The sequence below is a fragment of the Roseateles sp. PN1 genome (genome assembly GCF_038419725.1).
In the GTDB taxonomy this organism is placed as follows: Bacteria; Pseudomonadota; Gammaproteobacteria; order Burkholderiales; family Burkholderiaceae_C; genus Paucibacter_A.
Map to the genome: position 1 here is coordinate 1 of NZ_JBCARA010000034.1, position 1,159 is coordinate 1,159.

2 protein-coding genes are annotated in these 1,159 nt (G+C 62.3%); both read right to left on the reverse strand.

Annotated elements, in window-relative coordinates; translation table 11 throughout:
• Positions 1-67: 67 nt before the first annotated feature.
• Positions 68-958, reverse strand: a complete 891-nt coding sequence (gene rfbA, locus AABB87_RS23025; RefSeq protein ID WP_341973607.1) for a glucose-1-phosphate thymidylyltransferase RfbA — start codon at positions 956-958, stop codon at positions 68-70.
• 72 nt (positions 959-1,030) lie between these two features.
• A partial coding sequence (locus AABB87_RS23030) for a sugar nucleotide-binding protein (RefSeq protein WP_341973608.1) occupies positions 1,031-1,159 on the reverse strand: 129 nt, incomplete at its 5' end.

A 1,159-nucleotide genomic window follows, 5' to 3' on the forward strand; every position in this document is an offset into this window, starting at 1 on the left:
CCGAACACGCGCGGTTCGATGATCAGGACTTCGGGCAAAGCGGTGGGGGTGACATTCATGGTGAGGCTTAAAACGCTTTGTCGCTCAGGAGTTTTTGCAGGTATTGGCCGTAGCCGTTCTTGGCCAGCGGCTTGGCCAGGGCGGCCAGTTGATCGGCCGTGATCCAGCCCGAGCGGAAGGCGATTTCTTCGGGGCAGGCGACTTTGAGGCCTTGACGTTTTTCCAGCGTGGCAATGAATTGGCCGGCTTCGAGCAAGCTGTCATGCGTGCCGGTGTCCAGCCAGGCGTAGCCACGGCCCATGATTTCGACTTGCAGTTGGCCTTGGCGCAGGTACTGCGCGTTGACGTCGGTGATCTCGAGTTCGCCACGCGCGCTGGGCTTGATACCGGCGGCGATATCGCACACCTGCTCGTCGTAGAAGTAGAGGCCCGTGACCGCATAGTTGCTCTTGGGCGCGGCGGGTTTCTCTTCGATCGACAAGGCTGTCTTGTTGGCATCGAAGTCCACCACGCCATAACGCTCAGGATCAGTGACGTGGTAGGCAAACACCGTGGCGCCGTTTTGGCAGGCATTGGCACTGCCGAGCAGGCCCTGGAAATCGTGGCCGTAGAAGATGTTGTCGCCCAGCACCAAGGCGCTGGGGGCGCCGCCAATGAAGTCTTTGCCGAGAATGAAGGCTTGGGCCAGACCATCCGGGCTGGGCTGCACGCAGTAGCTGATGTTGAGGCCCCAGCGCTTGCCGTCCCCCAGCAGGGCTTCAAAGCGCGGGATGTCTTGCGGGGTGCTGATCAGCAAGATGTCGCGGATGCCGGCCAGCATCAGGGTGGCCAGCGGGTAGTACACCATGGGCTTGTCGTAGACCGGCAGCAATTGCTTGCTCATGGCCAGGGTGGCCGGGTGCAGCCGCGTGCCGGAGCCTCCGGCGAGGATGATGCCTTTGCGGCTTTTAGTCGTCATGGGTCTCTCCTTGATTGGGTGATGCGCGCGAGGAGACTGGGGTGCGAAGCTCGCGTCAGCCAAGCCTCGGGCTCAGAGAATTTCCATCAACATGCGCTCCACCCCTTGCTGCCAATGCGGCAGGCGCAGGCCGAAGGCGGCTTGCAGCTTGGCGGTGGACAGGCGGGAGTTGAGCGGGCGCTGAGCCGGTGTGGGGTAGTC

Coding starts and splice junctions, on each gene's coding strand:
- rfbA (WP_341973607.1), bottom strand. CDS start 958: ATGACGACTAAAAGCCGCAAAGGCATCATCCTCGCCGGAGGCTCCGGC.